Below are 24,116 nucleotides of genomic sequence, written 5' to 3'. Positions count from 1 at the left end.
CACTCTCTCACTCTGAGTGCTAAACCCCACGTCTACGTCCAGGAGGGACGACAAAACTCATGGCAAAGATCATCGCTTTCGACGAGGAGGCCCGCCGCGGCCTCGAGCGCGGCCTCAACATCCTCGCCGACGCCGTCAAGGTGACCCTCGGCCCGCGAGGCCGCAACGTCGTGCTCGAGAAGAAGTGGGGCGCCCCCACGATCACGAACGACGGTGTCTCCATCGCCAAGGAGATCGAGCTGGACGACCCGTACGAGAAGATCGGCGCGGAGCTCGTCAAGGAGGTCGCCAAGAAGACCGACGACGTCGCCGGCGACGGAACCACCACCGCCACCGTGCTCGCTCAGGCGCTCGTCCGCGAGGGTCTGCGCAACGTCGCGGCCGGCTCGGACCCCATCTCGCTCAAGCGCGGCATCGAGAAGGCCGTCACGGCCATCACCGACGAGCTGCTCGCCTCGGCCAAGGAGATCGACTCCAAGGAGCAGATCGCGGCCACCGCGTCCATCTCCGCCGCTGACCCGGCCATCGGCGAGCTCATCGCCGAGGCGATCGACAAGGTCGGCAAGGAGGGTGTCGTCACCGTCGAGGAGTCGCAGACCTTCGGCACCGAGCTCGAGCTCACCGAGGGCATGCGCTTCGACAAGGGCTACCTGAACCCGTACTTCGTCACGGACCCGGAGCGCCAGGAGGCGGTATTCGAGGACCCGTACATCCTCATCGCGAACCAGAAGATCTCGAACATCAAGGACCTTCTGCCGATCGTCGACAAGGTGATCCAGGACGGCAAGGAGCTCGTCATCATCGCCGAGGACGTCGAGGGCGAGGCTCTCGCGACGCTCGTGCTGAACAAGCTCAAGGGCATCTTCAAGTCCGTCGCCGTCAAGGCTCCGGGCTTCGGCGACCGTCGCAAGGCGCAGCTGCAGGACATCGCGATCCTCACGGGCGGACAGGTCATCACCGAAGAGGTGGGCCTCAAGCTCGAGAACGCCACGCTCGACCTCCTGGGCCGCGCGCGCAAGGTGATCGTCACCAAGGACGAGACCACGATCGTCGAGGGCGCCGGTGAGGCCGACCAGATCGAGGGTCGCGTCACGCAGATCCGTCGTGAGATCGAGAACACCGACAGCGACTACGACCGTGAGAAGCTGCAGGAGCGCCTCGCGAAGCTCGCCGGCGGCGTCGCCGTCATCAAGGCGGGTGCCGCGACCGAGGTCGAGCTCAAGGAGCGCAAGCACCGCATCGAGGACGCCGTCCGCAACGCGAAGGCGGCCGTCGAGGAGGGCATCGTCCCCGGTGGTGGCGTCGCGCTGATCCAGTCGGGCACCAAGGCTCTCGACGCCCTCGAGCTCGTGGGCGACGAGGCGACCGGCGCGAACATCGTGCGCGTCGCGATCGAGGCTCCGCTCAAGCAGATCGCCCTCAACGCGGGCCTCGAGCCGGGCGTCGTCGCGAACAAGGTCTCCGAGCTCCCCGCGGGCCAGGGCCTCAACGCCGCGACCGGTGAGTACGGCGACATGTTCGCACAGGGCATCATCGACCCGGCCAAGGTCACGCGTTCGGCGCTGCAGAACGCGGCATCGATCGCCGGCCTGTTCCTCACCACCGAGGCCGTCGTCGCCGACAAGCCCGAGAAGGTCGCGGCTCCGGCCGGCGACCCGACGGGTGGCATGGACTTCTGATCCCGCTGCACTGACGAAGAGGCGCCCCGACCGAGAGGTCGGGGCGCCTCTTCGCGTATGACCGCTCAGCGGAACAGCGAGGCCGAGAACTGATCGGCATCCGCGTAGTGGGTCGCGGCGCTGCCGAGCGAGTTCCCGATCGATTCGAGCGACTGCTCGACATGCAGCTGGGCTCCGCGCCACTGGTCGGCGCAGCTCTGGAACGCGTTCGACGCCGTGCCGACCCAGGTGGACTGCAGCTGGGTCAACTGGCTCATGAGCGTCGCGGCGTCGGCGCGCAGACGCTCCATGGTGGCCAGGGCGGCGGACTGCGCGGACGCGACGGCGTCGGTGTCGACGGTGAAGACGGACATGGGATCTCCTTCTCGTTGGAGCCTCCGACGTTACGAGGGCGGCGTGCGGGGTCGTCCGCAGTCCGCGATCCCGGCACGGACGCTGTGCACAACTCCTCGCCGCACAGGCAGCGCAGGGGAAGGGTCTCAGAGGTCCAGCGGATCGAGAGGCTGAGTGTCCTCGAGCAGGTGCGCCGGGGTCGCCCGCGACGGCGCCAACGGGAACGTCACCGTGAACGTGGCGCCGCCGCCCGGCGTCTCGGAGACGGCGACGCTTCCGTGCAGCGCCTTCACGATCGAGGCGACGATCGCGAGGCCGAGGCCGGAGCCCCCGGTCTCCCGCGCCCGGGAGGTGTCGGCTCGCCAGAATCGCTCGAAGATCTGCTCGCGGATCTGCGGAGGGATCCCCTCGCCGTGATCCACGATCGCGATGCTGCCCGTGCCGCGCACCCGGTCGGCGTCGACGATGATCTCGAGCGGGCTCTCCGGCGGCGAGAAGCGGCGCGCGTTGCCCAGCAGGTTCGTGACGACCTGGCGCACCTTGTTCTCCTCGCCGAGCACGATCGGCGGAGTGCGGACGGGGATGTCGGTCGCCTCGGTGAAGTCGATCGCCGGCACCTTGGCCGACGACGCGCGAGGGCGACGCCGCAGGCGGCCGAGCGCCGTGCGCGAGAGGCCTCCGCGCGGCGACGGTGCCGGGGAGTCCGGGACGACCGGGTTCGACCGGGTCGTGACGTCGATGAGCGGGGCGTCGACCGTGCGGTCGATCACGGTCACGGTGCGGGCCGGTGCCGCGACGCGCAGGTCCAGCGCGGCGTCGCGCGCGATCGGGCGCAGGTCCAGAGCCTCGATCTCGGGCTCGCGCTCCTCGTCGAGACGGGCGAGGGCGAGCAGGTCCTCGACGAGCACGCCCATCCGGATCGCCTCCTTCTCGATGCGCTCCATCGCCCGGGCGGTGTCCTCCTCGCCCTTGATCGCTCCCATCCGGTACAGCTCCGCATAGCCGCGCACGCTCACGAGCGGGGTGCGCAGCTCGTGGCTGGCGTCCCCGATGAAACGGCGCATGTGCTGCACCGTGCGGTCGCGCTGAGCGAGGGATCCGTCGACCCGGTCGAGCATCGTGTTGATGGCGTAGTTGAGGCGCCCGACCTCGGTGGTCGGCTCGAGGTCGGTCAGTCGTTGGCTGAAGTCACCCGCGGCGATCGACATCGCGGTCGACTCGACCTGTCCGAGTCGGCGGAACGTCAGCGTGACCAGGCCTCGCGTCAGCAGCGCGGCGATGAGGATCGTGATGAGCGCGACCGTGACGTAGATGCCGAAGAACTGGCTGATGATGCGGTCCGCGTAGTCGAGCGGCATCGCGACCATCTGGATGCGCAGCGCGCCGCCGCCCTCGCCCTGGAGGAGTGAGACCGCCGCGCGGAAGCTCGACCCCTTGGTGCCGTCGAGCGAGAACACGTTGTCGGTGTTGTTCTGGGCGTCGAGGAGCGTGTACGTCGAGGGGAACAGCGGCGTGCCGTTGACGGAGCTGCCGGTCGTGGCCTGCAGGACGCCCTCGCTGTCGTAGATCGCGACGAAGAAGTCCCGGGGGGACTCGCGCGGCGTGTAGACGGTCTTGTCGTCCTCGGTGGAGACGTCGAAGTACCGCGGGGCGAGGTCGGCGGACACGAGGGCCGGGAGCTGGCCCTCGATGTTGCCGACCAGCGAGGTGCGGAGGATCGGCACGGTGCCGAGTCCGGCGACGAGCAGGCCGAGCGCGAGCACCGCCACCGTGACGCCCGTGACCTTCGCGCGCAGGCTGATAGCGCGCCACCAGCGGGTGACCGCGTCGGGCTTGTGCGCCATGCGGTGCTCCCTCCGGTCACGCGCTTCTCGGCGACGGGCTGCCCGTCGCCGACGTCGTGTCGGCTACTTGCCGACCTTGAGCATGTAGCCGAATCCGCGCTTGGTCTGGATGACCGACTCCTCGGTGTGCGGGTCGATCTTGCGGCGCAGGTACGAGATGTAGCTCTCCACGATGCCGGCGTCGCCGTTGAAGTCGTACTCCCACACGTGGTCCAGGATCTGGGCCTTCGAGAGCACGCGGTTCGGGTTGAGCATGAGGTACCGGAGGAGCTTGAACTCGGTCGGGCTGAGCTCGATCGGCTCCTTGCCGACGTGCACATCGTGCGTGTCCTGGTCCATCGACAGCTCGCCCGCGCGGATGACCGACTCCTCGTCGGCCTGCATCGTGCGGCGGAGGATCGCCTGTGCGCGGGCGACGATCTCGTCGAGGCTGAACGGCTTGGTGACGTAGTCGTCCCCGCCGGCGTTGAGGCCCTCGATCTTGTCGTCGGTGCCGTCCTTGGCGGTGAGGAACAGGATCGGAGCCGTGAAGCCCGCGCCGCGCAGGCGCTTGGTCACGCTGAAGCCGTTCATGTCGGGCAGCATGACGTCGAGGATGATGAGGTCCGGCTCCTCCTCGAGCACCGCCGAGATCGTGGCGGCGCCGTTGGCCACCGTCTTCACCTGGAACCCGGCGAAGCTCAGACCCGTCGAGAGGAGGTCGCGGATGTTCGGCTCGTCGTCGACGACCAGGATGCGCGCATCAGTCATGACCCCATTATGGTGACTCCGGCCATGCGGATGCTGACTATTCGTCGGAGCGGCGGTCAGGCCGCGATCGCATCCGCATCGACGATCGTGTAGCTGTAGCCCTGCTCGGCGAGGAAGCGCTGACGGTTCTGGGCGTAGTCCTGGTCGATCGTGTCGCGGGCCACGAGCGTGTAGAAGCTCGCCGTGTGGCCGGACTGCTTGGGCCGCAGGAGGCGTCCGAGGCGCTGCGCCTCCTCCTGCCGCGAACCGAACGATCCGGACACCTGGATCGCGACCGAGGCCTCGGGCAGGTCGATCGAGAAGTTCGCGACCTTCGACACCACGAGCAGCTGGATCTCGCCCACGCGGAACTGCCGGTAGAGCTCCTCGCGCTCGTCGACGGGTGTGGCGCCGGTGATCTGCGGCGCGTTCAGCGCCTCGGACAGCGTGTCGAGCTGGTCGAGGTACTGGCCGATCACGAGGATCTGCTCATCGGGATGCTTCGCGATGAGCTCGCGCACCGCGTCGATCTTGGCCGGGGCGGACGCGGCCAGTCGGTAGCGCTCGTCGTCGGTCGCTGCGGCGTACTCCAGCCGGTCGTCCGGCGGCAGGTCCACTCGGACCTCGTAGCAGACGGCGGGGGAGATGAACCCCTGCGCCTCGATCTGCTTCCAGGGGGCGTCGAACCGCTTGGGGCCGATCAGGCTGAACACATCGCCCTCGCGCCCGTCCTCGCGCACGAGCGTCGCGGTGAGGCCGATGCGGCGGCGTGCCTGCAGGTCGGCGGTGAGCTTGAACACCGGTGCGGGGAGCAGATGCACCTCGTCATACACGATGAGGCCCCAGTCGAGCGCGTCCAGCAGGGCGAGGTGCGCGTACTGGCCCTTCCGCTTGGCGGTGAGGATCTGGTAGGTCGCGATCGTGACGGGCTTGACCTCCTTGGCCTGGCCCGAGTACTCGCCGATCTCCTCGGGAGTGAGGCTCGTGCGCTTGAGCAGCTCGTCCCGCCACTGACGCGCCGACACCGTGTTGGTCACGAGGATCAGCGTGGTGGTCTTGGTCGCGGCCATGGCGCCGGCGCCGACGATCGTCTTGCCGGCACCGCAGGGGAGCACCACGACGCCCGAGCCGTCCTTGGCGAAGGCGTCGACGGCATCCTGCTGGTAGGGGCGGATCTGCCAGGTGCCCTCGTCCAGCTCGATCTCGTGCGGCGTTCCGGGCGTGTAGCCGGCGAGGTCCTCGGCGGGCCAGCCGATCTTCAACAGCTCCTGCTTGATCTGTCCGCGGGCCCACGCGTCGACGACGTAGGTGTCGGGGCTCGGGTGGCCGATCAGCAGCGGCTGGATGCGCTTGTTGTTCGCGACCTGGGTGAGCACGGCCGGATCGGTCGAGCGGAGGATCAGCACGCCCTCGTCGTCGCGCTCGATCACGAGGCGCCCGTAGCGGTTCACGGTCTCGCGCAGGTCGACCGCGACCGACGGCGGCACGGGGAAGCGCGACCAGCGGTCGAGGGTCTCGAGCATGTCCTCGGCGGTGTGGCCGGCGGCGCGGGCGTTCCACAGGCCGAGGCGCGTGATCCGGTAGGTGTGGATGTGCTCCGGTGCGCGTTCGAGCTCGGCGAAGATCGCGAGTTCGTGGCGGGCGCTCTCGGCGTCCGCGTGGGCGACCTCGAGCAGCACGGTGCGATCGCTCTGGACGATCAGGGGGCCATCAGACATAGCTGACCAGTTTACCGGGCGTTCCCGGGGTCGGGGCGAGCACGGTCACGAGGCGATCACGGTCGCGGCGCGGATGCTCGAGACCGGCAGCGTCCGTTCGACATCGGCCGCACGGTCACGGCCGCGCAGTCGACCGCCCCCGAGGCCTGTGGCCTCGAGCACGAGGTCGCGCGTCGAGCCGTCCGGCATCCCCACCGTCACCTGCAGCACGGCCTTGGCCCGCACCGCGGCTTCGAGCTCCCGGTCGAGCCAGGCCGCGTCGGCGTCCGGTCCCTGGTGGGAGCGCAGTGCGGCGACGAGGGCGGTGTGATCGGGCGCGCTCGGGGCGGTGGACGCGGGAGGGTGCCGTTCGCCGGCGATCGCGGCGCCATCCGCGTCCACGAGCGTCGCCGGGTAGCGCGCATCGGTGAGAGCCCAGTACACGGTGTCGCGGCCGACCCGGGTCGTGAGCGATTCCACGTGCGCGGTCAGCGCGAGCGGGCGAAGGGCCTGATCCACCGCCATCGCCTTGATGAGCGTCTGATCGACGCTCTCGATGCGCGTGCGGCCGGTCTCCTCGTCCGTCGACACCCGCACGAGGCCGTGCCGCTGGGCGGTCTGCGTCACGAGGTAGCGCAGCGGCTGCGGGATGCCGGTGAGCGAGATCTCCTCGAGGAACGCGACGATCGACTGCTCGGTCTCTCCGGCGACGAGGGCGCGGGCGATCGACTCGGGCGTGAACCGGTACGACGAGGCCTGGGCCGCGGACTCGCGCGCCGCGATCGTGCGCAGCCGCACGTCGAGGGCCGGCGCGAGGGGCCCGGGCGAGATCGCGCTGAGGTCGTTCTGCAGGAAGATGCGGTCGACCTCGGCGGGCAGGTGGCGGGCGAGGGGTGCGGGATCCGGGGCCGCGCCCGTGCGGAGCGACGGCGTCCACGCGGGCTCCGACGCGTCGTCGGACACCAGGCCGAGCAGCCGTGCGTGCTCGAGCAGGGCGGCCGAGCGCTCGGACCAGGCCGGGTCCCAGGGGTGTGCGGACGTCCAGGCGGAGAGGGGCGCCCATCCGCCGTCCGCCGAACGCACGCCGCGCGGGAGGGCGTCGCGGAAGCCGACCGCGAGCTGCGACCAGCGCTCGGACGCGGACGCGCGCAGCCACTGCTCGGCGAGGACGGTCGTGTGCAGTCGTCGCTCGTCGCTCACGACCAGCCCGGCGGCCTGGGCGATCGAGAGCAGGGAGTCGAGCTGATCGCCGGGGAGGCCCTGCTCGGACAGCTGACGCTTCTCACCGGCGCTGAGCGCGCCCCCGGTGAGCAGGGCGAGCGGACGCTCCCGCGCGAGCAGCAGCAGGTCGGCGAGGGTCGCGACGGTCGTGAAGGCGCGCTCGGCCGCGTGCGCCTCCGCGGAATCGGACGACAGCCCGGGGAGGGGCGTGTCGAGCGCATCCGGGGCGGGGCGGTCGCCGAGCGCTGCGACGACCGGAGGCGATGCGGTGCCGTCCGGTCGGAGGAGGGCGAGCCGTTGGAGCGTCGCGACGGCTTCGGCATCCGACGACGCGGCGGCGCCGTGGTCTGCGACCGCGCGGAGCGCCGACGCCTCGGCTCGCGTGAGAGCGGGGAGGACGCGGGCGATCGAGGCCGGGTCGAGCAGAGCCTCCGCGGCGTCGAAGAAGTCCTGCCATGCGGCGTCGGGACGCACGCCGCGCGCCGCGAACAGGTCGGCGAGCTCGGCATCGCTCGCCGCGGCCAGCCAGTCGGCCAGCGGTCGGGCGTGCGTGCTCATACCGGGATCCTCAGGACCGCGAGGCGCGGCCCTTCCGGATGAAGCTCATCGCGAGCAGCACGATGATCATCACGAAGGCGACGGGGAGCCCCCAGTACGGGATCGCCGCGACGACCGGCCACACGCCCGAGCCGAAGTCCTGCTGCTGCATGCCGACCGCGGTGCCGATGATGATCGCGAAGAAGCAGAGGATGGATGCCGCGGCCAGACCGAGCGCCGTGAAGGCCAGGACGCGGTCGACGCGACGGACGGGAACCTCGGGTTCCGGGCTCTGGGTGCTCATCCGTCTCAGCCTAGTCGCTGGCCCGTGCACGCGGTTCCGCGGCGTGACCCGGGAATCGGGCCGCTGCGACCCCGCGTCCGAGGGCCGCCGACCGGTAGGCTGGTGAGGTCGCATCCCGTGCGGCCATCCAGCTCCACACCGACTCAGCGAGGTTTCTCCCATGCCCACCGGCAAGGTCAGGTTCTACGACGAAGACAAGGGTTTCGGCTTCATCGCCTCCGATGACGGCCAGGACGTCTTCCTGCACGCCTCCGCGATGCCCGCAGGCACCGCCGTGAAGGCGGGCGCACGGGTCGAGTTCGGTGTCGCCGACGGCAAGCGCGGTCTGCAGGCGCTGTCGGTGCGCGTGCTCGAAGCGCCTCCCAGCCTCTCGAAGGCAAAGCGCAAGCCCGCTGACGACATGGCGATCATCGTCGAGGATCTCGTGAAGCTCCTCGACGGGATCGGCGGCGATCTGCGGCGCGGTCGCTACCCCTCGTCCGGCCACGGTCGCAAGATCGCGGCCGTCCTCCGCAAGGTCGCCGATGACCTCGAAGCCTGACATCGACCCGCGTCTCGTCGAGGCGCACGATCTCGCGCTCGCCGCGCTGCGTGAGATCACCCCCGCGTCGACCATCGGCCCCGCCGCCGGGTACCTCCCGGAGGACGACGGCTCGGTCTCGCTGCGCTTCGAGAACCGCCTCGCCGGCTACCCCGGCTGGTACTGGACCGTCACCGTCGCCCGCGTGGAGGACGAGGAGCCGACGGTGCTCGAGGTCGAGCTGCTGCCCGGTGAGGGCGCGCTCCTCGCCCCCGAGTGGGTGCCGTGGGCCGAGCGGCTCGCGGAGTACCGTGCGCACCAGGCGGAGCTGGCCGAGCAGGCGGCGGCCGCGGCCGACGAGAGCGCCGAGGACGACGACTCCGACGACGAGATCGACGACGACGAGATCGACGACGTCGACGAGGAGGAGGACGCCGAGTCCGATCTCGACGACGACGACGACGACGAGGACGACGACGATGACGACGATGATGACGACGACGACGATCTGAGCGCGGAGCCGCGTGCGCTGCACGCGGGCGACCTCGACGGTGTCGACATCGACGAGCTCGACGACTCCGCGGACGAGGACTCCGACGAGGACGACGAGGACTCCGACGACGAGGACTCCGACGACGAGGAGTGAGTCTCCGCGTCAGCGGATGAGACGGACATGAGAGAAGGGGCCGCGCGATCGCGCGGCCCCTTCTCTGTCTGCGGATGCGGCGTCAGGCGCCGCGGTTCTCGAGCACGAAGTCCAGGGCGCGCGTGAGCTGACGGACGTCGTCCGGGTCGATCGACACGAACGTCGCGACGCGGAGCTGGTTGCGTCCGAGCTTGCGGTACGGCTCGGTGTCGACGATGCCGTTCGCGCGGAGAGTCTTCGCGATCGCCGCGGCGTCGATCGACTCGTCGAAGTCGATCGTGACGACGACGGGGGAGCGGTCGGCGGCGTCGGCGACGAAGGGCGTGGCCACAGCGGAGGCGGTCGCCCAGTCGTACAGGATGCCGGACGACTCGGCCGTCCGCGCGCCGGCCCAGGCGAGGCCGCCGTTCGCGAGGATCCAGCTCAGCTGGCTGTCGAGCAGATGCAGCGTGGTCAGCGCCGGGGTGTTGAGCGTCTGGTTGAGACGCGAGTTGTCCACGGCGTTCTTCAGGCTGAGGAACTCGGGGATGTAGCGGTCCGACGCCGCGATGCGCTCGATGCGCTCGATGGCCGCGGGGGAGACGGCCGCGAACCACAGGCCGCCGTCCGAGCCCAGGTTCTTCTGCGGGGCGAAGTAGTACACGTCCGCCTGCGTCGCATCGAAGTCGATGCCGCCGGCGGCACTGGTCGCGTCGATCACGGTGAGGGCGCCGTCGGCGGCGACCCGGGTGATCGGCGCGCTGACGCCGGTGGAGGTCTCGTTGTGGGGCCACGCGTACACGTCGACGCCGTCGACGGCCTCGGCGACCGTGCGGGTGCCGGGCTCGGCCGTGCGCACGTCGGGGGCGGTGAGCCACGGGGCGCCGGCCGCGGCGGCGAACTTGCCGCCGAACTCGCCGAACACGAGGTTCTGGCTGCGGCGCTCGATCAGGCCGAAGGCCGCGGCATCCCAGAAGGCGGTGGATCCGCCGTTGCCGACGATGATCTCGTAGCCCTCGGGGAGGCGGAGGAGCGCGGCGAGCTGCTCGCGGACGCTGCCCACGAGGTTCTTCACGGGCGCCTGACGGTGCGAGGTGCCCAGGAGGGTGGGGCCCGCGGCGAGCAGCGCGTCGAGCTGCTCGGGGCGCACCTTCGAGGGGCCGCATCCGAAGCGGCCGTCGACGGGCAGGAGGTCACGGGGAATCTCGATCGGCATGCGTCGATTCTAGGCCGTGCCCCCGCGCGGTCTCGGCCGCGTGACGCCCCGATGTCGGTGCGGGAATGTAGGCTTGCCTAAGAAGACCCGGAGGGCCACATGACGGACTTGATCGACACCACGGAGATGTACCTCCGCACCATCCTCGAGCTCGAGGAGGAGAACATCGTGCCTCTGCGCGCGCGGATCTCCGAGCGACTGGGCCACTCCGGTCCGACGGTCTCGCAGACGGTCGGCCGCATGGAGCGCGACGGTCTCGTCGTCGTGTCCGAGGATCGCACCCTCGAGCTCACCGACTCCGGGCGCCGCAAGGCGGTCGACGTGATGCGCAAGCACCGTCTCGCCGAGCGCCTCCTCTCCGACGTGATCGGTCTGGACTGGGCGTTCGTCCACGACGAGGCGTGCCGGTGGGAGCATGTCATGAGCGAGCAGGTCGAGCGCCGCCTCGTCGAGCTCCTCGGACACCCGACCGAGTCGCCGTACGGCAACCCCATCCCGGGTCTCGACCAGCTGGGCGACGCGCCGGCACGCACGTTCGACGAGGGCGTCATCGGACTCGTGCAGAAGCTCAACGCCGCGGGTGCACCCGTCGAGGGGACGGTGCGCCGCCTCGCCGAGCCCGCGCAGGTCGACCCCGAGCTCCTCGAGCAGCTCCGCGAGGCGGGCGTGGTACCCGGGGCGAAGGGTGACTACCGCTTCAACGAGGGATACGTCCTCATCCAGATGGAGGGCAAGGACGACGGTCTCGAGCTCCCCGTCGAGCTCGCCTCGCACATCTTCCTCGTCGGCGAGCCCGCCTGACTCTGCGGGGCGGAGCGAGGCTGTCCGCCGATTGCCAGGTTCGCAGGGTGACAGGGCCGTTATCTTCCGGTAACCTCGGACGGGTCGTCGGCGAGAAGCCCGCGGACGATACTCATGGGGATTCGCCTTTCCGGCTCGTCGTCCTCCTGGGTGACACGCACAAAGTACCCGAGCTACACACGTGCCACGAGAGCAGAGTGCCGACGAGCCGACGCCACCGGCGTGCAGGCGCAGGAGGATCACGTTTTGGTCAAAGACATCCAGTCCGCGAACACATCTGAAGATCGAGAAGTCGCCCGTCGCCCTCGCACACGGGTCAGCGCGCGAACCGTCGTGAAGCCTCTGCGTTCCGTCGCGATCTTCGGCGCGGTCGGCGCACTGGTCGCCGCCGTCGCGCTCCCCGCGTACGCCGCATCCAAGCCGAGCGAGTCCGCGGCGACCGTGCAGCAGCTCGCCGCCGTCGACGCGCAGTCGCTCGTCGTCGCCTCCGAGGCGACGGCCGCGCCCCTCGCGCGCGGCACCTTCAGCGCCACCACCCCCGCCGAGATCGAGAAGAAGAAGGCCGAGGAGGCCGCGGCCGCCCGTGCCGCCGCCGCAGCGTCGACGGCATCCGCCGGCAGCCGGTCCTTCGACATCGGCAACTACGCGCTCGTCTCGCCCGGCTCGGGCGAGGTGCGCTATCCGCTTCCGCAGGGTTCCTACAGCGTCAGCCGCACGGTCGGCGGCGCGCACAACGGCGCCGACATGCTCGCCCCGCAGGGGACCCCGATCTACGCCGCCGCTGCCGGCGTCGTCCGCCAGTCGGCCGAGAGCATCGGCGGATACGGCGTCGCCGTCATGATCGACAGCGTCGTCGGCGGTCAGCGCGTGCAGACCACGTACGGTCACATGACGTACGGATCGCGTCAGGTGCAGGCCGGCGAGACCGTGGCCGCAGGCCAGCTCATCGGCTTCGTGGGCAGCACCGGCCGCTCCACCGCCAACCACCTCCACTTCGAGGTCTGGGTCAACGGCGGTCTCTACGAGCCGATCGCCTGGCTCGCCGCGAACGCGGGCTGACACCGACCTTTCATCGCCGTTCGGCGGACACGCCTTCGAGTGTTCACCGGGAGTTCGGCCCCGCACGCTTCACGATGGGTTAGCCTGAACCCGTTGTCGCAGAGGCGGGAGAGGCCGATGGATCGAATACCGAGCATCCGCACCATGGATGCCCTCGGTCGTCACGTCCTTCAGCATCGTCCGCAGGGGCGCCGCGGTGCAGCCGCGCGCATGAGGCGCTGTCACTAGACAGCGCCTTTTTTCGTCCCTGCGAACGCTCCACCTCGGTGGCTTCGTGTGAGTCGAGAGTGCCGGGAAGCCGTCCCGGCGGATCGAGAGGATGACGATGCGCACACTGGTACTGAACGCGGGATACGAGCCCCTGGCGATCGTGTCGTTCAAGAGAGCCCTGGTCCTGGTCATGAACGACAAGGCGACGGTGGTCGAACACATCGAGGATGATCCGGTCTGGGGCAGCCACGGGGTCTACGACCGTCCGGCCGTCATCGTCCTCTCGCGGTACGTGCGCATCCCGATGAGCAGACGGGTACCGGTGACGCGGCGGGGAGTCCTGCGTCGCGACGATCACCGCTGCGGCTACTGCGGCAAGGCCGCGTCGACGATCGACCACATCCTGCCGCGTTCGCGCGGAGGGGCGGATTCCTGGGAGAACCTCGTGGCCTGCTGTCTGCGGTGCAACAACGTCAAGAGCGACCGCACGCCGCAGGAGATGCGCTGGGAGCTGCGTTTCACGCCGCGCCCGCCGCGTGGCACCGCGTGGACCGTGCGGGGCAGTGAGCGCAGCGATCCGCGCTGGGAGCCCTACCTCGCCCTCGCGGCGTGAGCGTCGGGAGGGCGTTCCCGTAGACTGGAGCCCACGCCTTCGTAGCTCAGCAGGATAGAGCAGCCCTCTCCTAAAGGGCAGGTCGCTGGTTCGAATCCAGTCGAGGGCACTCACGCCCGATCCCGCTCGTCGTCGTGCATCCGCTGCGCGCGATCGACGGCCGCGGCCTCGGCCGCCGCCGCATCCGCACCACGACCGCCGACCCAGCGGACACGGTCGCCTGTGCGGTACTCGATGAGCGCGAGGGTTCCTCCGTCGAGGAGCGGGCACGAGTGCCGCGACAGGATCGTGACGTCGACGCGGGTCGCGGTCGGCGCGAGCGGGACGGCGGGCAGGTACCGCTCCTGGAACAGCGCCCACAGGTCCGCCGCCGAGAGTTCGGCCCCGAGGTCGTCGGCGCGCTGCTGCACGGCGCGGGCGATGTCGATCTCGACGCGGCGCGGGAGTGAGACGCCGTAGCCCGTCTCCAGCAGATAGGCGATCCCACCCTTGCCGGACTGCGAGTTCACGCGGATCACCGCGTCGTAGCTGCGGCCGAGATCCGCGGGATCGACGGGCAGGTACGGGACGCGCCACGCCAGTTCGCGTTCGTCGACTTCCGTCTCGGCCGCGCGGCGTCGGTGGGCGGCGAGCCCCTTGCGGATCGCGTCCTGGTGGGTGCCGCTGTACGCCGTGTGCACGAGGTCGCCGACGTAGGGATGCCGTGGATGCACCGGGATGCCGTTGCAGTGCTCCACGGTGCGTCGGATCTCGTCGATGTCCGAGAAGTCGATCATGGGGTCGACGCCCTGCGCGTGGAGGTTGAGGGCGAGCGTCGCGATGTCGACGTTTCCGGTGCGCTCGCCGTTGCCGAACACGCAGCCCTCGACGCGCTGCGCCCCCGCGAGGACGGCGAGCTCCGCGCACGCCACCCCGGTGCCGCGGTCGTTGTGCGGATGCACCGACAGGATCACGCTGTCGCGACGAGCGAGATTGCGGTGCATGTACTCGATCTGGTCGGCGTAGACGTTGGGAGTGGCGATCTCGACCGTGGCGGGGAGGTTCAGCGTGACGGGACGCTCGGGGGCGGCATCCCACAGCGTCGTCATCGCGTCGCAGACCTCGAGGACGTAGTCGGGCTCGGTGAGGGTGAAGACCTCGGGGGAGAACTGGAAACGCACGTCGGGGAGATCGCGGGCGAGGGCGAGCACGTCGCGGCCGGCGGCGAGGATGAGGTCCTTCAGCGCGGCGCGGTCGCGGCCGAGCACCACGTCGCGCCACGTCGGGGCGGTGGCCGTGTACACGTGGATGACGACGGGGTTGCGGATGCCGCGTACCGCGGCGACGGTGCGCTCGATCAGGTCGCGGCGGGCGGCGGTGAACACGACGAGCGTGACGTCCGTCGGCGCGAGCTCGGAGGCCGCGAGCAGACGGACGAAGTCGTAGTCCGTCTGCGATGCCGAGGGGTAGCCGACCTCGATCTCCTTGTAGCCCATCGCGACGATGAGCTCGAAGAAGCGGCGCTTGCGGGCGGGGTCCATGGGCTCGGAGAGCGCCTGGTTGCCGTCGCGGAGGTCGACGGGCACCCACAGGGGCGCCGCGGTCAGCCGGCGGTGCGGCCATCGACGGTCGGTGAGAGGGACCTCGACGCGGTCGAACACCGACGCGTAGCGGTGCGAGGGCATGTCGGAGGTCCGCTGGCGATTCCAGGTGGGAGCGTCGGGCGGGACAGGGCCGGCGGGTGTGGTCAGGGTGGGGAACGGGATGGCGGTCATGGTGGTCTCCTGCGAGGGGTGGATGACCGGCCATTCTGCGCGCCACGACGGGGGAGCCGGTCGGCTAGGGCCCGTCGTGGCGGAGAAGGAGGAGGTTCCCGTGCATGAGGCGACTCTAACAACTCCTCAGACAAGTTGACAAGCTAGGATGAGAGCATGGCTCAGGTACAGCGCACGCCGCTCGCGGATCAGGCGGCCGACATCCTGCTCGATCGAATCCGCTCCGGAGAGTGGGGACTCGGGCAGAAGCTCCCCGGAGAGACCACTCTCGCGGCGCAGCTCGGCATCGGCCGGTCGACGGCCCGGGAGGCGATCCGTCAGCTCGCCGGCCGCGGGGTGCTCTCCACGCGGCAGGGTGCCGGCGTCTTCGTCACGGCGCTGGACGCCCCGGAGGACTGGGATGCCGTGCTCCGCCGCACCGACATCGTCAGCGTGATCGAGGCGCGCATCGCGATCGAGTCCGAGGCCGCTGCCCTCGCCGCGGAGCGACGCACCGCCGCCGATCTCCGCGCGATCCGCCGCGCCCTCGACGGACGTCGCGGCCATGCACCGGGGATCGAGCAGCACGTCGACGCCGACACCGCCTTCCATCGCAGCGTCATCGCCGCGGCGCACAACCCGATCCTGCTCGACCTCTTCGACGGCTTCACCCCGCGCCTGCGTCAGGCCATGATCGACATGCTGCGTCTGCGCGGCGACGACGGCGGCGCCGATGACGACCTGTGGCACGTGCGCCTCGCCGACGCGGTGGCGGCGCGCGACTCCCGCGCCGCGGCGGCCGAGAGCCGCAGCCACCTCGTCGACCTCGCGGCGGTGCTGTCGTGAGCGCGCCGCAGACCGTGCTCGCGCTCGACGGCGTCACGTTCCGTCGCAACGGCATCGAGATCCTGCACGGCATCGACCTCACGGTCCGGGTCGGCGAGCATTGGGCGCTGCTCGGCCCGAACGGTGCGGGCAAGAGCACGATCCTCGGCTTCTGCGGAGCCCAGACGCACCCGACCACCGGCACCGTCGAGGTGCTCGGGCACCGGCTCGGGCGGGTCGACCTGCAGGAGCTCCGCCGCCACATCGGGCACGTCAACCCTCGGCATCCGCTGCGGTCGGATCTCACCGTGCTCGACGTCGTGCTCACGGGGTTCACCGGCACGATCGAGCGGCAGATGCGCTGGGCGCCGACGGACGCCGAGCGGCAGCGCGCCCTCGACCTCGTCGAGCTCGTCGGCCTGCACGACCGGCTCGACGCGCGGTGGCCGACCATGTCGCAGGGCGAGCGGGGCCGTAGCCTGATCGCGCGGGCGCTCGCCGCCGATCCCGCGCTGCTGCTCCTCGACGAGCCGACCACCGGACTCGACGTGGCCGCGCGCGAGCAGCTGCTCGAGACGATCGACGGCCTCGCCCACGGCCACCCCGACCTCGCGTCGATCCTCGTGACGCATCACCTCGAGGAGCTGCCCGAGTCGACGACGCACGCCATGATCGTCGCCGACGGCGACACCGTCGCCGCGGGGGACATCGGCGCCGTGATCGACTCCGAGACCATCAGCGCCGCGTTCCGGCATCCGATCGACGTGGCGCACGACGACGGGCGCTGGAGTGCCAGGGCCCGTCGTCGGATCGCCGTCTGAGCGTCAGTCGCGCCCGCGCCGCCAGAGCTTCGACGGCCACCAGATCACGCGGCCGAGGTCGTACGCCAGGGCGGGGACGAGCAGCGACCGCACGACGAACGTGTCGAGCAGCACGCCGAACGCCACGATGAACGCGAGCTGCACGAGGAACAGGATCGGGATCACCGACAGCGCCGCGAACGTGGCGGCCAGCACGAGCCCGGCCGACGTGATGACCCCGCCCGTGATGGACAGGCCGCGCAGCACGCCCTCGCGGGTGCCGTGCGCGATCGACTCCTCGCGGACGCGGGTCATGAGGAAGATGTTGTAGTCGATCCCGAGAGCGACGAGGAACACGAAGCCGTAGAGCGGCACGGCGGGGTCGGCACCGGGGAAGTCGAACACGCCGTCGAACACGAGCGCCGAGACGCCCATCGCGGTGCCGAACGACAGCACCGTGGTCAGGATCAGCAGCACCGGCGCGAGGATCGACCGCAGCAGCAGCATGAGGATCAGCATGATCACGACGAGGATCACGGGGATGATCAGCGTGCGGTCGTGGATCGAGGCGTCGTTCGTGTCGACGGCTGTCGCCGTGACGCCGCCCACGAGGGCGTCGTGCTCGTGCAGCTGGGTACGGAGCTCGCGGAGCGCCTCCGCCGCGGCATCCGAGTCCGCCGCTTCGGTGAGCGTGCCCTGCAGCAACACGTCGCCGTCGACGACCGTCGGCTCCGGCGCCGCGGTCCCGGGAGGACCCACCGCCGTGATGCCCTCGGCGGTGACGGGCGCCGAACCGCTCGGGGAATCGGCCGCGGTGACGGAGACGCCGTCGACGCGGTCGTCCGCGAGCAGCACGTCGGCCGCCTCCTGCAGTCGGTCCTCGGAGACGACGACGTACACGGGGCTGCCGGAGCCACCGGGGAAGTGCTCTCCCAGGGCGACCTGCCCGTCGCGTGCCTCCGAGGCGCCGAGCACGAGGTCGGACTGCGGGACGCCGCTCGCGTTCAGCTGCAGCACGCCCGAGGCTCCGGCGAGGAGCACAACGGTCGTGACGATCCAGATCACCCGCGGACGCTTCGTGATGAGTCCCGCGAGCCGCGCCCACAGACCCGTGGTGCGCATGCCGTGCTCCTCCGCCACGACCTCCGGCTCGAAACGCGGGCGCCGCGGCCAGAACACGGCGCGGCCGAACAGCAGCAGGAGCGCGGGCAGCAGCGTCAGCGCCGACAGCATCGCGAAGACGATGCCGATGGCCGCGACGGGTCCGAGCGTGCTGTTGGACTTGAGGTCGCTCAGCAGCAGGCACAGGAGTCCGGCGATCACGGTGCCGCCCGAGGCCACGATCGGCTCGACCGAGCCCTTCCAGGCGGCCAGGAGGGCCGCGCCCTTGTCCTGCGCGACGCGGAGCTCCTCACGGAATCTCGCCACGAACAGCAGCGCGTAGTCGGTGGCCGCCCCGATCACCAGGATGAACAGGATGCCCTGCGTCTGGCCGCTCAGCAGCAGGACCTCGAACTTCGCGAGCCACCACACCACGAGCAGGGCGACGCACAGCGCGAACAGGCTCGTCGACAGCACGACGAGCGGCAGCAGGAACGAGCGGTAGACGAGCACGAGGATCACGAGCACGGCGAGCAGGGCGACGCCCAGGAGCAGGCCGTCGATCCCCGCGAAGCCGGCGACGAGGTCGGCGCTGAAGCCGGCGGGCCCCGTGATGTACACCGCGACCCCGTCCGGCGCCGCGGCGCGCAGCTCGTCGCCGAGCGCGGTCACGGTGTCGGCGAGCTCGGCGTCGCCCGAGATCGGGATGAACGCCTGCACGGCCTCCCCGTCGTCGGAGGTCAGCGCCGGCGACACGTCGTCGCTCACACCCTCGACGGACGGGGCATCGGCCACGGCATCCGAGATCGTCTGCAGCTCGGCATCCGTGAGTCGGCCGTCGCCGACGAATACGGCGATCGCGGGGATCGTGTCGCTGTCGCGGAACTCCGTGAGGAGCTTCTGCACCTGTGTGGCGTCGGAGGAGTTCGGCAGGTAGCTGGTCTGGTCGTTCGACGAGACCTCATCGACCTTGCCGAAGAGCGGTCCGCCGAGGCCCGCGCCGACGAGCCACACGAGGATCAGCGCGACCGGCAGCAGCACGCGGACCCACGAGTGCCGGCGGGTCCGTTCGCGGGTCGGCGGGATCTGGTCGAGCGTGGGACGGGACATCGGGGCCTCTCGGAACGGGCGGGACAGCGGGGGTGCGGGTGGGGGATGCCGGGGCTCAGGAGACCCAGGCGAGGATGAGGATCATCGTGGCGAGGAAGCCCGCGATGTAATTGAGCGCGATGAACCGGCGCCAGGCGCGGTTGGTCCCGGCCGAGGTGTCGTCGGTCACGGTCCACCACGGGGCGGCGTTCACGATGTAGGGCACCGCGAGCACGGCGGCGAGGGGCCCGGGCCACGAGGTGAACAGCATCGCGACACCGGCGAGGATCCACAGCCCGATCGCGAGTCGCACGGTGGCGCGTGCGCCGATCACGGTCGCGATCGAGCCGATGCCGCCCTCGCGGTCGGGCGCGATGTCCTGCACGGCGCCGAAGGCGTGGGCGGCCATGCCCCACAGGAAGAAGGCCACGAGGACGATCACGACCGTCGACGTCACCTCGGCGTTCGCGAGGGCGAGGCCCACGATCGCGGGAGTGACGAAGTGCAGGCTCGAGGTGGTCGAGTCGAGGAACGGCCGTTCCTTGAAGCGCAGGCCGGGCGCGGAGTACGCGATCACCGCGAACACGCTCACCGCGAGCCAGATCCACGACGCGGGGCTGCCGACGATGACGAGGTAGATCAGGAACGGGAGGTTCGACAGCACGGCCGCCCACAGCGTCGCGCGGTGGATGCGGGGAGAGAGCAGGGCGCCCTCGATGCCGCCCTTGCGCGGGTTCGCGAGATCGGAGGCGTAGTCGAACACGTCGTTGATCCCGTACATCGCCAGGTTGTACGGCACGAGGAAGTACAGCGTGCCGATCACCAGGGTGAGGTCGACCTCGCGGGTCGTGAGGAGGTAGGCGGCCGCGAACGGGAAGGCCGTGTTGATCCAGCTGATCGGGCGCGAGGAGAGCAGGATCTGCGCGGCGTCGCGGGTCATCCGGGACGTCATCCGCCGTGCTCCTCGTCGGTCGTGGCCGTGACCGTCGCGGAACGACGGGCGCGGAGCAGCATCCACAGCGCGGGGAGGAGCACCGCACCGGCCAGCGGGTAGGCGAAGTCCTCGATCGGCGCGAGCCCCACGTGCACGCCGAGCAGGTGCGCGGGGGAGTAGTGGAAGAGCCCGCTGGCGATCATGACGGTGTCGAACACGGCGGTGAGGGCGAAGAGCACGGTGATCGTGAGCGCGATCGCCGCCGGACGTGGACGGCGGCCGCGCGGCGTGAGGAGCGTCAGCAGGATCGCCACGAGGATCGCGGCGCCCGTGAACCAGGCGGACAGCTGCAGGTAGGTCATGGGGTCCCGCCTCTCCCGGCCCGTCGACGCAGCGCGTCCAGAACGCGGATCGCACCCGTGAAGATCACCATCGTGCAGACCACGAGGAAGACGAGGAACACCGGCTCCTCGAGCGGCAGCTCCGGAGCCAGGAGGACGCCGGTCGCGATTACACCCTCCCCTCGGAAGAAGATGCCGCCGGCGATGCCGGCGATGTCCCACACCAGGAAGAACGCGAGCCCCACCAGCGTGACGACCGACGCGGCGATCGCGTCCCGCCAGAAGAACAGGCGGAACCTCCGGTCGAGCAGCAGCATGCAGCCCAGCGTCACGAGGAGCGCGGCGAGGTAGACGACGCCCATCACACGGCCCCGATCGTGGACGGCGCCGGCACGGGGAGCGGTCCGCTCGAATGATCGCCGCGGATGCGCTTGAGCACGATCTCGGCGCTGATGAGGCACATCGGCACACCGACGCCGGGTGCGGTCGTCGCCCCGGCGTAGTAGAGACCGTCCACGTGCCGCGAGGCGTTCTGCGCGCGGAACATCGCGCTCTGCGACAGGATGTGGGCGGGCCCGAGCATCCCTCCGTGCCACGAGTTGTAGTCGCGGCTGAAGTCGGCCGGGCCGAGGGTCTCACGCACCACGATGCGCTCGCGCAGATCGTCGATGCCCGCCCAGGTGGAGATCAGGTCGATCGCGGCGTCCGCGGCGCGTTCCACGGCGGGCGATCCCGTGCCGTCCGAACCGCCGCCGCCGATCTCGACGTCGGCGGGGATCGGGACCAGCACGAAGAGGTTCTCGTGCCCTTCCGGCGCCACTGTCGGGTCGGTCGCGCTCGGACGGCACACGTACGTCGACGCCGGCGCGGGGATCACCGGGCGGTCTCCGAAGATCGCGTCGAAGTTGGCGTCCCAGTCGTCCGTGAAGAACAGGGAGTGGTGCGGGAGCTCGGGGAGCGAGCCGGTCACGCCGAGCATGACGAGCACGGCGCCGGGACCGCTCGTGCGCCGCTGCCACCACGACTCCGGGTAGGTCCGCAGGTGCGGGGGCAGCATCGCGGTCTCGGTGTGGTGCAGGTCGGCGGCCGAGACGACGATGTCGGCGTCGAGCGCCTGCGCCGCGCCGTCCGCATCGCGCCACTCCACTCCGGTGACCGCCGCACGGCGACCGACGCCCGTCGTGCGGATCGCCGTGACGTCCGCATCCGTGACGATCGTCGCCCCGGCGTCCAGGGCGGTCTGCGCGATGCGATCGACCACCCGCCAGAAGCCTCCCTGCGGATAGCTGACGCCCTCGTCCAGATCGAGCGCGCTCATGAGGTGGTACATCGCCGGAGCGGTGCGCGGGTCGGTGCCCAGGAAGACCGCCGGGTAGCCGAGCAGCTGCCGCAGCACGGGGTCGCGGAACCGGCGAGCGGCGAACGACTGCAGCCGCGTGAGGAGCAGGGTGGCGAGCCGGGGGAGCGCTCCGAGCACCTCGCGCGCCGCGAGCGTGCGCAGGCGCGTGAACGGGTTGTAGAGGAAGTACCGTTCGGCCATGGTGCGAGCGTGGTGTGCCGAGTCGAGGTAGTCGGCGAGCCGCGCCGCCGCTCCGGGTTCCCGCGACTCGAACAGCGCCGAGACCTCGGTGCGTCCGGTCGGGATCGTGATCGGCTCGGCGGTTCCCTCCGCCGTCGGCGCGCGGAAGACGCGGTACCCGGGGTCCAGCAGCGTGAGATCGAGCTGCTCCGCGGTCGAGGTGCCCATCATCTCGAAGAAGTGATCGAAGACCTCGGGCATGAGGTACCACGAGGGGCCGGAGTCGAATCGGAACCCGTCGCGCTCGACCGTGCCGGCCCGTCCGCCGATCCGGCTGTTCTTCTCGAGGACGGTGACCTCGTGCCCGTCTCTGGCGAGGAGTCCGGCGGTCGCGAGACCGGCGACGCCTGCACCGATCACGACGACGCGGCTCATCGGTCGCGCTCCAGGGCGGTCACGAGCGCGGCGCGCGCCGCGAGCAGCGCCTTGATCGGATCCGGCACGCGGACCCGCCGCTCGTACAGTTCGGCCGCCGGGGTGCGGGCGACGCGACGCATGAGGGCCTCGAACAGGGCGTGGGCGCTGCGGACCGCGGCCCGCGCATCCTTCGGAAGGAGCGGGATCGACCGTCGGGCGTCGTCGAGCTGCGTCCGGATCGTCTGCACCCACTCGTCGCGATCCGCGTCGGTGAGCCGCCCCGAGTCCGCGAGGTAGCCGCGTTGCAGGCGATCGGTGTCGTCGGCGAGGTCGCGCAGGAAGTTCACGTTCTGGAACGCCGCTCCGAGCTGTCGGGCGCCGTGCCGCAGCACCTCGTGCTCCTCCTCCGTCCTCGTCTCCGCGTGCAGGAAGACCCGCAGGCACATCAGGCCGACGACCTCCGCGGAGCCGTACACGTAGCGCTCGTGCGCGGCGGCGTCGAACGCCGTGAAGTCTGTGGGGGCCGCGATGTCGGACGCCATCGAGTCGAAGAAGGGCTGCGTGAGGTCCTCGCCGATGCCGCACTCCCTCGCCGTGCGCGCGAACGCGTGCAGCACGAGATCGGTGCTGTAGCCGTCCCTCATCGACCGGTGCGTCGCCGCGACGTAGGAGCTCAGCGCCTCGCTCTGGGCGGACGCGTCGAGACCGGCCTGCGCCGCCACCCCGTCGACGATCTCGTCGGCGATGCGCACCATGGCGTAGATGTTGCGGACGTGCTGGCGGTGACGCTCGCCGAGCAGCCGGGTCGCGAGACCGAAGGAGGTCGAGTACGTGCGGATGACCTCCGTGGATGCCGTATCGGCCGCGCGGCTGAAACGTCCGAGGCTCTCCTCGGACGGGCCCCCGGCGTCGCTCATGCCTGGCGTCCTTCCAGTCGGGTCACGGTGCGCAGGATCGTGCCCGCCGCGTCGGTGCCGATGTCGCCCGACAGCTCGGCGTCGGCGAGCAGCGTGTGGACGGCGTCGAGCTGATCGCCGATCAGATCGACGGCGAAGCTCTCGGCGCCGCACTCCCTGAGCAGATCGCGGATCTCCTCGGCCTCCTGCCGCGTCAGATCCGCCGCCCCGAAGCGGCGCTCGATGCGCGGCCAGGTCGGGGTCGAGCGCGCGTACGCGATGATCGCGGTCTCCTTGCCCTCGCGCAGATCGGAGAACGCATCCTTGCCGTGCGCGCGGTGGTCGCCGAACACGCACAGCAGATCGTCCTGCAGCTGGTAGGCGAGACCGATGTGCCGTCCGACCGTCGTGAGCGTGCGCTCGGCGCGCGGCGAGGCGCCCGCGAGCAGGGCGGCGGCGTGCAGCGGCAGGGAGAAGGAGTACGTCGCGGTCTTGTAGACGCTCATGCTGAGCACGGTCTCGAGGTCGGAGGCGACGATGCCGTGGCTCAGCGCCACATCCGTGTGCTCGCCGGCGACGGTCTCGAGGATCGTCTGCTCCATGAGGTCGAGCAGCCGGAGCCGGACCTGCTCCGGGACGTCGGCACGGGCGAAGCCCATCACGGCCGCCGTGAGCAGGAGATCGCCCATGAGGATCGCGCTGGACCGCGCCCAGTGCAGGGCGTCCTCCTGGCTCGAGTCGGGCGCACTCGCCGCGAGCGAGCCGATGAGGTTGGGACGCCGGCGGCGCGTGAGGTCGCCGTCGATCACGTCGTCGTGGAGGAGGAACGCGTAGTGCAGCAGCTCGATGTGCGCCGCGACGTCGATCGCCGCGAGCGGAGGCTCGACCGCGGGCTCGTCGGTGAGGGCGCGGTGGATGTCGAGGAGCAGACGCGGGCGCACGAGCTTCCCGCCCAGCGAGTGGTCGGCCGCGGCACGCCACAGCGCGGCGAACTCGGCGCCGTAGCGCTCGGCGTGATCGCCGTGATGCGTGAACCGCCGACGGAGCGCCTCCTCGATCCGAATGCCCATGTC

The 24,116-nt window shown here is 70.6% G+C and carries 23 protein-coding genes and 1 tRNA gene; 9 read left to right on the top strand and 15 right to left on the bottom strand.

From position 1 onward, the window contains the following. Nucleotides 1–59 precede the first annotated feature (59 nt). Nucleotides 60–1,679 carry a chaperonin GroEL gene (gene groL, locus ACIPY8_RS11965; protein WP_400818360.1) on the top strand — a complete coding sequence of 540 codons (1,620 nt, stop codon included), beginning with the start codon at nucleotides 60–62 and terminating at the stop codon, nucleotides 1,677–1,679. 65 nt (nucleotides 1,680–1,744) lie between these two features. Here the strand turns inward: groL and ACIPY8_RS11960 are convergent, their stop codons facing one another. The 6 genes from ACIPY8_RS11960 to ACIPY8_RS11935 all read right to left on the bottom strand — a co-directional run bounded on the left by ACIPY8_RS11960 (nucleotide 1,745) and on the right by ACIPY8_RS11935 (nucleotide 8,344). Next, the gene (locus ACIPY8_RS11960) at nucleotides 1,745–2,032 is read right to left on the bottom strand and encodes a WXG100 family type VII secretion target (RefSeq protein WP_400818357.1); all 288 of its coding nucleotides are present in this window, start codon (nucleotides 2,030–2,032) and stop codon (nucleotides 1,745–1,747) included. Between the two features lie 126 nt (nucleotides 2,033–2,158). After that, nucleotides 2,159–3,856 carry a sensor histidine kinase gene (locus ACIPY8_RS11955; protein WP_400818354.1) on the bottom strand — a complete coding sequence of 566 codons (1,698 nt, stop codon included), beginning with the start codon at nucleotides 3,854–3,856 and terminating at the stop codon, nucleotides 2,159–2,161. 63 nt (nucleotides 3,857–3,919) lie between these two features. After that, nucleotides 3,920–4,606 carry a response regulator transcription factor gene (locus tag ACIPY8_RS11950; RefSeq protein ID WP_400818351.1) on the bottom strand — a complete coding sequence of 229 codons (687 nt, stop codon included), beginning with the start codon at nucleotides 4,604–4,606 and terminating at the stop codon, nucleotides 3,920–3,922. A 56-nt stretch (nucleotides 4,607–4,662) separates the two neighbouring features. After that, complete coding sequence (locus ACIPY8_RS11945) at nucleotides 4,663–6,303, bottom strand: DNA repair helicase XPB (RefSeq protein ID WP_400818348.1); 1,641 nt, start codon at nucleotides 6,301–6,303, stop codon at nucleotides 4,663–4,665. A gap of 45 nt (nucleotides 6,304–6,348) precedes the next feature. Further along, nucleotides 6,349–8,061, bottom strand: coding sequence for a helicase-associated domain-containing protein (locus ACIPY8_RS11940; RefSeq protein ID WP_400818345.1), 1,713 nt, complete (start codon nucleotides 8,059–8,061; stop codon nucleotides 6,349–6,351). A gap of 10 nt (nucleotides 8,062–8,071) precedes the next feature. Next, entirely contained in the window at nucleotides 8,072–8,344 is a 273-nt protein-coding gene (locus ACIPY8_RS11935; RefSeq protein WP_400818344.1) for a multidrug ABC transporter ATPase, read from the bottom strand. Between the two features lie 160 nt (nucleotides 8,345–8,504). Here ACIPY8_RS11935 and ACIPY8_RS11930 point away from each other — a divergent pair, with 160 nt between their 5' ends. Both ACIPY8_RS11930 and ACIPY8_RS11925 read left to right on the top strand, forming a co-directional pair. Further along, on the top strand, nucleotides 8,505–8,885 hold the full coding sequence (locus ACIPY8_RS11930; protein ID WP_050722660.1) for a cold-shock protein: 381 nt from the start codon (nucleotides 8,505–8,507) through the stop codon (nucleotides 8,883–8,885). Further along, nucleotides 8,869–9,510, top strand: coding sequence for a DUF3027 domain-containing protein (locus ACIPY8_RS11925; protein ID WP_400818340.1), 642 nt, complete (start codon nucleotides 8,869–8,871; stop codon nucleotides 9,508–9,510). Before ACIPY8_RS11930 ends, ACIPY8_RS11925 begins: the two co-directional genes overlap by 17 nt. 82 nt (nucleotides 9,511–9,592) lie before the next feature. Here ACIPY8_RS11925 and serC read toward each other — a convergent pair whose 3' ends face one another. Next, nucleotides 9,593–10,705 (bottom strand): phosphoserine transaminase, encoded by a 1,113-nt coding sequence (serC, locus tag ACIPY8_RS11920; protein ID WP_400818338.1) that lies wholly within the window; start codon nucleotides 10,703–10,705, stop codon nucleotides 9,593–9,595. Nucleotides 10,706–10,804: 99 nt separating this feature from the next. On the opposite strand from serC, the gene ACIPY8_RS11915 reads away from it, so the two are divergent. From ACIPY8_RS11915 to ACIPY8_RS11900, 4 genes are all read left to right on the top strand, one after another. Then, entirely contained in the window at nucleotides 10,805–11,506 is a 702-nt protein-coding gene (locus ACIPY8_RS11915) for a metal-dependent transcriptional regulator (protein WP_400818337.1), read from the top strand. 333 nt (nucleotides 11,507–11,839) lie between these two features. Next, nucleotides 11,840–12,565: a M23 family metallopeptidase gene (locus ACIPY8_RS11910; protein ID WP_400818335.1), complete on the top strand. Its 726-nt coding sequence runs from the start codon at nucleotides 11,840–11,842 to the stop codon at nucleotides 12,563–12,565. Nucleotides 12,566–12,890: 325 nt separating this feature from the next. Continuing rightward, nucleotides 12,891–13,388 carry an HNH endonuclease gene (locus ACIPY8_RS11905; RefSeq protein ID WP_400818333.1) on the top strand — a complete coding sequence of 166 codons (498 nt, stop codon included), beginning with the start codon at nucleotides 12,891–12,893 and terminating at the stop codon, nucleotides 13,386–13,388. A gap of 35 nt (nucleotides 13,389–13,423) precedes the next feature. Further along, nucleotides 13,424–13,497: transfer RNA gene (locus tag ACIPY8_RS11900), tRNA-Arg, on the top strand. A 1-nt stretch (nucleotide 13,498) separates the two neighbouring features. On the opposite strand, the gene ACIPY8_RS11895 is transcribed toward ACIPY8_RS11900, so the two are convergent. Then, entirely contained in the window at nucleotides 13,499–15,142 is a 1,644-nt protein-coding gene (locus ACIPY8_RS11895; protein WP_400818330.1) for a 2-isopropylmalate synthase, read from the bottom strand. A gap of 156 nt (nucleotides 15,143–15,298) precedes the next feature. On the opposite strand from ACIPY8_RS11895, the gene ACIPY8_RS11890 reads away from it, so the two are divergent. Beyond that, nucleotides 15,299–15,967 carry a FadR/GntR family transcriptional regulator gene (locus tag ACIPY8_RS11890; protein WP_400818328.1) on the top strand — a complete coding sequence of 223 codons (669 nt, stop codon included), beginning with the start codon at nucleotides 15,299–15,301 and terminating at the stop codon, nucleotides 15,965–15,967. Continuing rightward, entirely contained in the window at nucleotides 15,964–16,767 is an 804-nt protein-coding gene (locus ACIPY8_RS11885; RefSeq protein WP_400818325.1) for an ABC transporter ATP-binding protein, read from the top strand. Before ACIPY8_RS11890 ends, ACIPY8_RS11885 begins: the two co-directional genes overlap by 4 nt. A 3-nt stretch (nucleotides 16,768–16,770) precedes the next feature. Here ACIPY8_RS11885 and ACIPY8_RS11880 read toward each other — a convergent pair whose 3' ends face one another. Genes ACIPY8_RS11880 through ACIPY8_RS11850 form a run of 7 tightly spaced genes read right to left on the bottom strand, consistent with a single transcriptional unit; the run spans nucleotide 16,771 to nucleotide 24,113 of the window. Continuing rightward, nucleotides 16,771–18,957 (bottom strand): MMPL family transporter, encoded by a 2,187-nt coding sequence (locus ACIPY8_RS11880; protein ID WP_400818323.1) that lies wholly within the window; start codon nucleotides 18,955–18,957, stop codon nucleotides 16,771–16,773. A 55-nt stretch (nucleotides 18,958–19,012) separates the two neighbouring features. Next, nucleotides 19,013–19,888 (bottom strand): prenyltransferase, encoded by an 876-nt coding sequence (locus ACIPY8_RS11875; protein ID WP_400818321.1) that lies wholly within the window; start codon nucleotides 19,886–19,888, stop codon nucleotides 19,013–19,015. Further along, nucleotides 19,885–20,232 (bottom strand): lycopene cyclase domain-containing protein, encoded by a 348-nt coding sequence (locus tag ACIPY8_RS11870; protein ID WP_400818318.1) that lies wholly within the window; start codon nucleotides 20,230–20,232, stop codon nucleotides 19,885–19,887. Before ACIPY8_RS11870 ends, ACIPY8_RS11875 begins: the two co-directional genes overlap by 4 nt. Further along, nucleotides 20,229–20,573: a lycopene cyclase domain-containing protein gene (locus tag ACIPY8_RS11865; RefSeq protein ID WP_400818315.1), complete on the bottom strand. Its 345-nt coding sequence runs from the start codon at nucleotides 20,571–20,573 to the stop codon at nucleotides 20,229–20,231. The genes ACIPY8_RS11870 and ACIPY8_RS11865 overlap by 4 nt, the downstream gene beginning before the upstream one ends. Then, the gene (gene crtI, locus ACIPY8_RS11860; RefSeq protein WP_400818313.1) at nucleotides 20,573–22,165 is read right to left on the bottom strand and encodes a phytoene desaturase family protein; all 1,593 of its coding nucleotides are present in this window, start codon (nucleotides 22,163–22,165) and stop codon (nucleotides 20,573–20,575) included. Before crtI ends, ACIPY8_RS11865 begins: the two co-directional genes overlap by 1 nt. Further along, nucleotides 22,162–23,064, bottom strand: coding sequence for a phytoene/squalene synthase family protein (locus ACIPY8_RS11855; RefSeq protein WP_400818310.1), 903 nt, complete (start codon nucleotides 23,062–23,064; stop codon nucleotides 22,162–22,164). Before ACIPY8_RS11855 ends, crtI begins: the two co-directional genes overlap by 4 nt. After that, entirely contained in the window at nucleotides 23,061–24,113 is a 1,053-nt protein-coding gene (locus ACIPY8_RS11850; protein WP_400818309.1) for a polyprenyl synthetase family protein, read from the bottom strand. The genes ACIPY8_RS11855 and ACIPY8_RS11850 overlap by 4 nt, the downstream gene beginning before the upstream one ends. Between the last annotated feature and the right edge of the window lie 3 nt (nucleotides 24,114–24,116).

Origin of the sequence: Microbacterium sp. NPDC089696 (genome assembly GCF_044749125.1) — a bacterium.
Lineage (GTDB): Bacteria > Actinomycetota > Actinomycetes > Actinomycetales > Microbacteriaceae > Microbacterium.
Note: the sequence above shows the minus strand (reverse complement) of the source record. Positions and strands in the feature narration are given on the sequence as shown.